Annotated in this window: 9 protein-coding genes and 1 pseudogene; 6 read left to right on the plus strand and 4 right to left on the minus strand. The window is 60.8% G+C overall.

Annotation, left to right across the window (positions count from 1 at the left end; genetic code table 11):
* Nucleotides 1-53: 53 nt before the first annotated feature.
* From CWO89_RS17585 to CWO89_RS17600, 4 genes are read left to right on the plus strand one after another with little or no spacing between them, the layout of a single operon-like run.
* Nucleotides 54-1,001 (plus strand): branched-chain amino acid ABC transporter permease, encoded by a 948-nt coding sequence (locus tag CWO89_RS17585; protein WP_130580024.1) that lies wholly within the window; start codon nucleotides 54-56, stop codon nucleotides 999-1,001.
* The gene (locus tag CWO89_RS17590) at nucleotides 998-2,302 is read left to right on the plus strand and encodes a branched-chain amino acid ABC transporter permease (RefSeq protein WP_130580025.1); all 1,305 of its coding nucleotides are present in this window, start codon (nucleotides 998-1,000) and stop codon (nucleotides 2,300-2,302) included. The genes CWO89_RS17585 and CWO89_RS17590 overlap by 4 nt, the downstream gene beginning before the upstream one ends.
* Nucleotides 2,299-3,048 (plus strand): ABC transporter ATP-binding protein, encoded by a 750-nt coding sequence (locus tag CWO89_RS17595; RefSeq protein ID WP_130580026.1) that lies wholly within the window; start codon nucleotides 2,299-2,301, stop codon nucleotides 3,046-3,048. Before CWO89_RS17590 ends, CWO89_RS17595 begins: the two co-directional genes overlap by 4 nt.
* Nucleotides 3,048-3,743 carry an ABC transporter ATP-binding protein gene (locus CWO89_RS17600; RefSeq protein WP_130580027.1) on the plus strand — a complete coding sequence of 232 codons (696 nt, stop codon included), beginning with the start codon at nucleotides 3,048-3,050 and terminating at the stop codon, nucleotides 3,741-3,743. Before CWO89_RS17595 ends, CWO89_RS17600 begins: the two co-directional genes overlap by 1 nt.
* 124 nt (nucleotides 3,744-3,867) lie before the next feature.
* Here the strand turns inward: CWO89_RS17600 and CWO89_RS17605 are convergent.
* Nucleotides 3,868-4,199: pseudogene (locus tag CWO89_RS17605) on the minus strand (SMR family transporter).
* 251 nt (nucleotides 4,200-4,450) lie between these two features.
* On the opposite strand from CWO89_RS17605, the gene CWO89_RS17610 reads away from it, so the two are divergent.
* Together CWO89_RS17610 and CWO89_RS17615 are read left to right on the plus strand one after the other, a co-directional pair.
* Entirely contained in the window at nucleotides 4,451-4,639 is a 189-nt protein-coding gene (locus CWO89_RS17610; protein ID WP_130580028.1) for a hypothetical protein, read from the plus strand.
* A gap of 61 nt (nucleotides 4,640-4,700) precedes the next feature.
* Nucleotides 4,701-5,408 (plus strand): hypothetical protein, encoded by a 708-nt coding sequence (locus tag CWO89_RS17615; RefSeq protein ID WP_130580029.1) that lies wholly within the window; start codon nucleotides 4,701-4,703, stop codon nucleotides 5,406-5,408.
* Between the two features lie 83 nt (nucleotides 5,409-5,491).
* On the opposite strand, the gene CWO89_RS17620 is transcribed toward CWO89_RS17615, so the two are convergent.
* From CWO89_RS17620 to CWO89_RS17630, 3 genes are all read right to left on the minus strand, one after another.
* A complete protein-coding gene (locus tag CWO89_RS17620; protein ID WP_130580030.1) occupies nucleotides 5,492-5,773 on the minus strand; it encodes a hypothetical protein in 282 nt (93 codons plus the stop codon).
* 160 nt (nucleotides 5,774-5,933) lie between these two features.
* The gene (locus tag CWO89_RS17625; RefSeq protein WP_130580031.1) at nucleotides 5,934-6,194 is read right to left on the minus strand and encodes a GlsB/YeaQ/YmgE family stress response membrane protein; all 261 of its coding nucleotides are present in this window, start codon (nucleotides 6,192-6,194) and stop codon (nucleotides 5,934-5,936) included.
* 161 nt (nucleotides 6,195-6,355) lie between these two features.
* Nucleotides 6,356-8,344: a TonB-dependent receptor gene (locus CWO89_RS17630; protein ID WP_245476350.1), complete on the minus strand. Its 1,989-nt coding sequence runs from the start codon at nucleotides 8,342-8,344 to the stop codon at nucleotides 6,356-6,358.
* Nucleotides 8,345-8,939: the final 595 nt, after the last annotated feature.

Raw genomic sequence — 8,939 nt, forward strand, 5'->3', positions numbered from 1 at the left:
CCGCAAGCGGGAGAGGTAAGAATCTAAGAGCATCACGCTCTAATGGATGAACCGTGCTTGAGCTGATCGTGATTTCCACGCTCAATGGCGTCCTGTTCGGGATGCTGTTGTTCCTGTTGTCCAGCGGACTGACGGTGATCTTCAGCATGATGGGCGTGCTGAATTTCGCCCACGCCAGCTTTTACATGCTGGGCGCGTTCTTCGGCTACCAGCTCACGAAGTGGATCGGGTTCTGGCCTGCGCTGGTGCTGGCGCCACTGCTTGTGGGCGCGGTCGGCATGGCGGTCGAGCGTTACGGCCTGCGCAACACCCACAAGCACGGACATGTCGCCGAATTGCTTTTGACGTTCGGGCTCGCCTTCGCCATCGAAGAAATCGTCTCGATGATCTGGGGCAAGAGCCCGGTGGACTATCGGGTGCCGGCGGCGCTCGACTTTCCGGCCTTCACGATTTTCTCGACCAACTATCCCGCCTACAAGATTTTCATGCTGGCGATCTCGGTGTTGATCTTCGTCGCGCTCTTGGTTGCGCTCAAGCGCACCAGGGTCGGACTCATCGTGCAGGCGGCGCTGACGCATCCCCACATGGTTGGGCATCTCGGCCATAATGTCGGGCGCATTTTCATGCTGGTGTTCGGCGTCGGCAGCGCGCTTGCCGGTCTTGCCGGCGTCATCGCCGGTCCGGCGCTGGTGACGCAATCGGACATGGCCGCCTTGCTCGGCCCCATCCTCTTCGTCGTCATCGTATTCGGCGGGCTCGGCTCGTTGCCGGGCGCATTCATCGCCTCGCTCTTCACCGGGCTGGTGCAGACCTTTGCGGTTGCGCTGAATGGTTCGCTCGCCAGCGCGTTCGGGCCGCTGGATCCAAGCATCGGGCCTTCGGTCCTCACCGATATCTGGAATGTCACGATCGCCCAGATCGCGCCGGTTCTGCCCTATGTGCTGCTGGTGGTCATCCTGATCGTCCGTCCCATGGGCCTTCTCGGGACGCGCGAAACATGACCAGCACCGTCACCTCTGCGTCTGATGTCGCCGCGAAGCCATCCGGCCAAAACCTGCGCTTCTACGGGCTGTGGGTGGTCGCTGCGATCGCGCTCGTCGTATTGCCCTTGATCTTCTCCTCGGGCGGCTCGCTCACCTCCTTCAGCCTGATCGGCATCGCGATCATCTTCGCGCTGTCCTACAACATTCTGCTTGGCGAGACCGGGCTATTGTCGTTCGGCCATGCGGTTCATTACGGCCTCGGCGGCTTTGCCGCCGTCCATATGATGAATGCAGTCACGTCGCATGGATGGCCGATCCCGCTCCCTGTGATTCCGCTGGTCGGCGGCATCGGCGGCCTTGGCTTGGCGCTCCTGATCGGCTGGGTGATGACGCGGCGCGCCGGCACGGTGTTCGCGATGATCTCGCTCGGGATCGGCGAACTGGTCGCATCCTCGTCGCTGATCCTGCGCAGCGTCTTCGGCGGCGAATCCGGGATCAGCACCGATCGCACGGCACTGCCGCATATCTTCGGCTGGACCTTCGGCCCGCAAATCCAGGTCTATTATCTGATCGCATTCTGGGTGCTGGTCTCGGCGATGGCGATGTACGCGCTCACCCGCACGCCGCTGGGGCGCATCTGCAACGCGGTCCGCGACAATCCCGGGCGGGTCGAGTTCATCGGCTACGATCCTCACGTCGTCCGCTATCTCGCCTACTGCTTTGCCGGCTTCTTTGCCGGCATCGCAGGCGGTCTCGCCGCCATCAATTTCGAGATCGCGAACTCCGCCTATCTCGGCGCGGTGCAGTCCGGCATGGTGCTGTTCGCGACCTTCATCGGCGGCGCCTCCTACTTCTTCGGTCCGATCCTGGGCGCGATCCTCGTGACCTATCTGCAACTCGGGCTGACCAGCGTGACCAGCGTGTGGCAGCTCTATTTCGGCATCATCTTCATCGGTATCGTGATGTTCGCCCCGGGCGGCATCGCCGGCCTTCTGATGATGCACCGGCCACTGATCCGCGCCAGGACGCTCGGCTTGGTGATCCCGTCCTATCTGGTCGCCACACTCCCGACGCTGGCGCTGGCCTGCGGTGTCATCCTGTCGATCGAGACGGTGGCGCGCTACACGGTCACCGGCGGCGAAGGCAACATCGTCAAGCTTCTCGGCATCCCCTTTAACACCACTGCGCCCACGACCTGGGGCATAGCGGCCGTCCTTGTGGTCGGCGGCTTCATCGTCGCCCGTATCACCTGGCGGCGCATCGCCGAGGCCTGGGACCGTGCCGCCAGCATCGCCCGTGACCGGGGGTATCTCGCGTGACGCCAGCCATCGAAGTTCGTGCCGTCGAAAAGCACTTCGGCAATGTGAGCATCATCCAGGACCTCAACCTGAGTATCGCGCAGGGTGAGCGCCACGCCATCATCGGTCCCAACGGCGCCGGCAAGTCCACGACATTCAACCTGATCAGCGGCTATCTCAGCCCGAGTTCGGGTGAGATCCGGCTGAATGGCGATGTGATCTCGGGACTGCGGCCGTTCGAGATCAATCGGCGCGGCCTGTCGCGTTCGTTCCAGGTGACCAACGTGTTCGCCCGCATGACGGTGTGGGAGAATGTTCGCTGCGCCGTGCTTTGGGCCACCGGCCATCGCTATGCGTTCTGGAAGAACGTGGACGACCTGCCGGAGGTGCGGCGACGCACCGCCGAGATCCTCGAGGACATCCACCTGAGCCACCGTCGCGATGTGCCGGCAGGGCTTCTCACCTATGCCGAGCAGCGCGAACTCGAGATCGGCATCACCATCGCAGGCGGCGCCAACGTCATCATGCTGGACGAGCCGACCGCGGGCATGAGCCACGCGGAGACCGAACGCGCCGTCGCCCTGATCCGTCGCCTCACCGAAGGGCGTACGCTCGTGATCGTCGAACACGATATGAGTGTGGTGTTCGGTCTTGCCGACCGCATCTCGGTGCTGGTCTACGGCCATATCATCGCCTCCGGCACGCCCGAGGAGATCCGGGCCAACCCGAAGGTCAAGGAAGCCTATCTCGGCGAAGAGGCGCATTGATGCTCGAGGTCAGGGATCTGCACGCCTATTACGGCAAGAGCCATATCCTCCAGGGGGTCGACCTTTCCATCTCGGCTGGCGAAGTAGTGAGCCTGCTTGGCCGCAACGGTGTCGGCCGCTCCACTACGGTCAAGGCGATCATGGGCGAGGTGCCGCCTCAGGGGACGATTCGCTTCAAGGGGCAGGAGATCGCCGGGCTGCCGAGCCACAAGATCGCGCGCTTAGGCCTCGGCTATGTGCCGGAGCACCGCGACATCTTCCCCGGCCTCACAGTCCGTCAGAATCTCCTCCTCGGCATCAAGAACACGCGTCGGCCCGGCAAATGGCGGCTGCAGGACATGCTCGACATGTTCCCCAACCTCGCGGCGCGCGCCGATACGCCCGCCGGCGTGCTCTCTGGCGGCGAGAAGCAGATGCTGACCACCTGCCGGACGCTGATGGGCGACCCCGAGCTCATCATGATCGATGAGCCCACGGAAGGACTGGCCCCGCTGATCGTACAGCAGGTCGGTGACCTGATCGCTCATATCGCGAAGGCGGGCGTTGCTATCCTGCTGGTCGAGCAAAAGCTGTCCATCGCGCTCAGGATTTCGCACCGGGTCTACATCATGGGCCATGGCCGCATCGTGTTCGAAGGCACGCCCGACGAGCTCAGGGCCAACGAAGCCGTTCGCAAGGAATGGCTCGAAGTGTAGAGGTTCTACGCTCCTAGAGCGTTTTCGAGCGAAGTGGGTACCGGTTCGCGTGAAGAAAACGCGTCAAAAAAAGAATGGAGAGCTTCGGTTCTGATTCAATCAGAACCGAATATGCTCTAGCCGGTCAGTGGACGGATGTCTTGGACAGAAGGTTCAGAACCAGGACGCCCGCCACGATCAGGCCCATCCCGACGAAGCCCGCAAAGTCGGGGCGCTGTCCGTAGATCGCCCACGCAATGAGCGCGACCAGTACGATACCGCCGCCTGCCCAAAAGCGTAGGCGATGCCGAGCGGTATGCGATCAAGGGTTTTGGCGAGCAACACGAAGGCGACAGCGTAGCCTGCTACCACCAACAGAGAAGGGCCGAGCCTGGTAAATCCCGCGGATGCCTTCATCGCGCTCGTTGCGACAACTTCGACAACAATAGCGAGCGCGAGGACCGCATAGGGGGGCATTCCGAACCTCCATTCATCTGGAGGCACCCAATGATCAGAAATCCCTCCAATCGTCACGTTCACCGTTACGTGAATGTCGCAACCGCGCCTTGCCCACGTGAGAATGGCATCAGGGGTGTGTCATATGTGCCGCACTGTGGACCAATTGCTCCAACGGGTTCGATCTGCCGCACTGAGGTCGCATTCCGCCGTGCATGGTCGGGAGGAGCGCAGGTTACCGCCTGGTTCTTTCTAAGTTGGGGAGAAGTACCGTGAAGAAAATCGTGATTGCAGTAGGCGCAACCTTTGCTCTGGTGACCGCCGCCAGCGCGGCCGACCTTCCGCGCCGAGAGCCCGTGCCCGCCTATCCGGCGGCTCCCATCGGCAAGATGCCGATTGGCAAGACCCCGGTCGGGAAGACTCCCGTCGGCAAGACGCCTATTGTCGCGCCGCGCTACTGACGCGATACTGACTCGGCTCGTTCAATCTGAGCTTTATCGTCGACGGTTAAGGGGGCAAAGCGTGGTAAACAGCCTGACGAGATCAGGACGATGCTTACTTGCGGGATTAACTCTCGCTGTTTTGCTCCCGGCCACAGTCCAATCGGCTTCCGCTCAGGAAGCTGACGCTCGCGCCAGCTCGGAACGCGCCACTTCCCAGAAACGGGAGGCCTACAAGCGCACCGCCAATGCGAATGCGCTTGTTTCCAGTGACGCGGCCGTTGAATCGCAACCGGCGCCACGGTCGACACGAAAGTCGGCGTCTAGCGCCGCAATGGGCCCGTATTACGTCGACTTCAGAGCCAGAACGGCGGCGAGTTGGGGACATGCTTTCGTCTGGTATGGAAAGACAAGCGAGCGGGCAGTTGACGTCGCGGGCCTGACCCCAGCGGGAGAAACCTTTGCCTATATACTCGGTCATTTGACGGTGGTGCCGTCCGAGACCGGGGCAAGCTATGGCGATCTTGATCCGGACTACCTGACCGCGAGCTATCGGGTTTACCTGAATGAGGCGGACGCAAAACGGGTTTTCGCATACATCAAGAAGTTGCAGGCGGATTCACCGGTCTGGAACGCGGAAACATTCAATTGCACTGGCTTCATCGGCGAAATCGCAAGCTTCATGGGATTGAAAGTACCTCACCGCTGGCAGCGTCCTGAGGAGTACGTCAACAATCTCAAGGTGATGAATGGCGGGCGCCAGATTGTCCGTCTGTCGCCAGAAGAATAGCGCGCCTTCGTCGTCGGCCTGAGATCTCTTTATTTGAGCATGATCTTTTCGGAAAACCGGTTTCCACTTTTCCGGATCATGCTCTAGGACCGGTTCTTGATCGCTCCGACGATGGCCGTGAGGATCGCACCACCTGCGCCGCCACCGACCACCTGGGCAATGATTGACCCAATGTCGAAATTCCCGCTCTGGATCGATGTGGCGATCGCCGGCCATACGAGCGTGATGATCTGACCGAGAACGCCGCCGCCGACGAGGCCGGCGATCGTGTTGCCCAGCGTGCCCAAATCAAAGTTCTGGGACGCCTTTCCGGCCGCGTTTCCGCCGATCGCACCCGCCACCAGATTGATAAGAATCTGCTCCACGAAATCCTCCCTTAAGTGCCGCGTAGAACGATTTTTAGTTGTTCAGATGCAGAGCTGGAGCGCTTTCGAGCGAAGTGGATGCCCGTTCGCGTGAAGGAAACGCGTCAAAAGACGAATCCAGAACTCGGTTCTGATTCAACCAGAACCGAAGCCCAGGCGTCTAAACAGTGCGGCCCCGGATCGCCCGCCACAGGAAGATGATGATGCAGGCGCCGATGAATCCGGCGATCAAGTAGCCGATCCATCCGCCGAGAGCGACGCCAAACAGGCCGAGCAGCCAGTTTGCCAACGCGGCGCCAACGATACCAAGGATGATGTTCATCAGAATGCCGGTGCCGGACTTCATGAACATCTCGGCGAACCAACCAGCCAAGCCACCAATTATGATTGCTGCAATCCAGCCAATCTCCGCTTCGGGCATCTGGATACTCCTCGTGATTGTGGGCCAATATTATCACAACGCCCCGCCGATTCGCTGGTACAAACGTGTGTGCGTTGCACAGGAGCCGTGCACACCCCGGCCGACCGCTATGCGGCGCGGCCGGGATTCCGGCTGTGAACACGATGCGACCGGCAGCGAACCTAAAACCTCGCCCGCGCCAGCACGCGGATCGTGCGACCCTGGCCCGGCGAGATATTGTTGTTGCCGTCGGCGGTCGCCCAGTAGCCCGTGTTGAAGATGTTCTCGACATTGAGCTGAGCGCTCCATGTCTCGTCGATCTTTGCAAACAGGCCGGCATCAAAACGCCAGAAGCCCGGCAGCCGCACAGTATCGTCGGACGAGGCAAAGGAATCCGAGAAGTAAATGATACCGAGAGAAGCAGCCCATCGCTGATCGATCTGATACTTGTTCCACCAGGCGAACTGATTGAAGGGCACGAGCTGCACGCGATTGCCGGGCACGATCGTTGACGAAGTCGCGCTGGTGACGCGCGCGTCGGTATAAGCGTAGCCGAAAACTGTTTGCCAATCGGGCGTTACGTAACCCGTGACCGCAGTCTCGAAACCGCGGATCTGGTTGGCGCCGTTGGCGAAGAAGAAGCCAGGGTTGTTGGGATCGGCAATCGGCACATTCGTACGATTGAGTTCATACAGGGCCGCCGTGAACAGCAGCTTGGGCTGGATGTTCCATTTGACCCCGACCTCGGTGTTCTCGAATTTCTGCGGCTGCAAGATCAGTGTCCCCGGGCTCAGCGCGCTGAACTGGTCTCCGGACGCGGGCAAAAAGGAGGTGCTGTAGGCGGTGTAGACGGAAAGGTTGTCGATTGGCTTCACGATAATCGCAACGCGCGGAGAGACCTTCTCGTCGACCCTGCTGCGGTTGATGTTGGTATTGAAATCGACCGCCGACAGGTCAAAGCTGTCGTAGCGGGCGCCGAGGAAGAATTGCAGCCAGCGGGTCGCCTCGATCTGGTCTTGCACATAGCCTGAGGCGATATTCAGCCGGTATTTGCTGTTGGCGTCGCTCGGAAGGTGGGTGAACAGCACCGGTCCGAAATAAGTCGGGTTGAATGGATTGACGACGTCGAAAGCCCTGTTCCCGTTGTTGGGGAAGATGCCGGAGTCGCGCCTGGACAGGCCGGTCTCTCGACCAAATTCGGTGCCGAACGCGACGGTATGAAAGACTGGTCCCGTCGCCGTCTTGTACACGAAATCGGTTTGGTTGAAGACGTTCTCGCGGGGGGTGTCGTTCTGGTACGCGTTGAGCGACACCTGTGTAAGATCCGGCGTCACCGCGCCGCCGCCTGGACCGCCGCCCGTGCCACCGGGATAGACGTTGCGATAGCCACGGTTGTAGTCGGCGTAGAGCGTGGAGTTCTTTGCCGTCAGTCCGTTGCCGAAATCATGCTCGATCACGGCAATGCCGGTCTGCACGTCAACCCTTGCTTGGTTGTAGATTGGGCTGCCGTAGAACGTCGTCAGATCGCCATTGGGCGCGAACGGTACCGTCGGGTTGAAGCGCGTGGCGCCGCCTGGAATGCCGAGCGACGGGTTACCGCGATCCGCAAGACGCTCATCGTGGTAGTATTCGTAGCTCAGCTTGATCTTTGTGTCGTCGGTCGGCTTCAGCGTCACGGTCGGATTGAAGCCGTATCGCTCGAAGTGACCATAGTCGCGGAACGTATTGCTGTTCTCGTAGAAGGTGTTCAGCCGTACGGCGACGTTCTCGTTCACGGCTTGTCCCGCATCGAGCGACACGCGCCTGTCGTTGTAGGAGCCGGTCTGCGCCGTCGCTTGGTAAATTCTCGTGCCGTCTGCCTCCTTCAGCGTCCGGTTCACGAGACCGCCGCCGGCACCACGTCCGAAGGTCAGTGCGCTCGGCCCTTTCAGCACCTCGACGCTCTGGGCGTTGTAGAGGTCGCGGAAATACTGCACGTCGTCGCGGAAGCCATTGACATAAAAGTTCGCGCTGGAGTCCACGCCGCGAATGACAAGCTCGTCGCGATTGCCTTCGCCCTGGTGGATCGCGACCCCCGGCACATATCGCGTCACATCCGTCAGGGTCTGAAAGCCTTGGTCCTGGATGAACTCCTTGGTCAGGACGCTGACGGACTGCGGGATGTCGATCAAAGGTGTGTTCGTCTTCGTGGCGACCGACGTGCTGTTGGCATAGACGCCGACCGTGCCGGTGCGGGCATCCTGGCTCGGGCCGAAACTGGGCGCTGGGGGCGGGTTTGTGGCCGGTGCCGTTTCGTTCCGGCGTGCGGCTTGTGTCCGCCGCGTCCGTCCTGCGTTCGTGGACGTGCGCGCGGCCGGCGACCCAGGACGTCGTCGCGTCTCTGGCGGGTCGACTGTAACTGCAGGCAGAGAGGATGCTCCCCCTTGGCTCGGTGCTGTCTGCGCCTGTGCGTCCGCTGCGCCGATGGACAGACAGAACGCGACATAGCTAGCCGAGGCAAATAGCCGAAGCCTCGCCTGCGATACTCTCATCATGTTTCTCTACGCCCCAATAATCTTGTTGGCCGCGAGCTTCATGGCGCGCGGCGACCAACACTTAAACACGAGGCGAACGGTGCAATTCCACCTCCGAAATTTTGAATTGTTCGAATTTGCGCGCGCGAGGACGGCGAAGGCCACCGTTGATTGGAATGATTCTAACATGACGATAAGCACGCGTGCGCGTGAAGCCGCTTTCATAAGGGAAATCACCTAGTGGTCTATCACA

This window comes from Bradyrhizobium sp. Leo170, assembly GCF_004296405.1.
GTDB lineage: Bacteria > Pseudomonadota > Alphaproteobacteria > Rhizobiales > Xanthobacteraceae > Bradyrhizobium.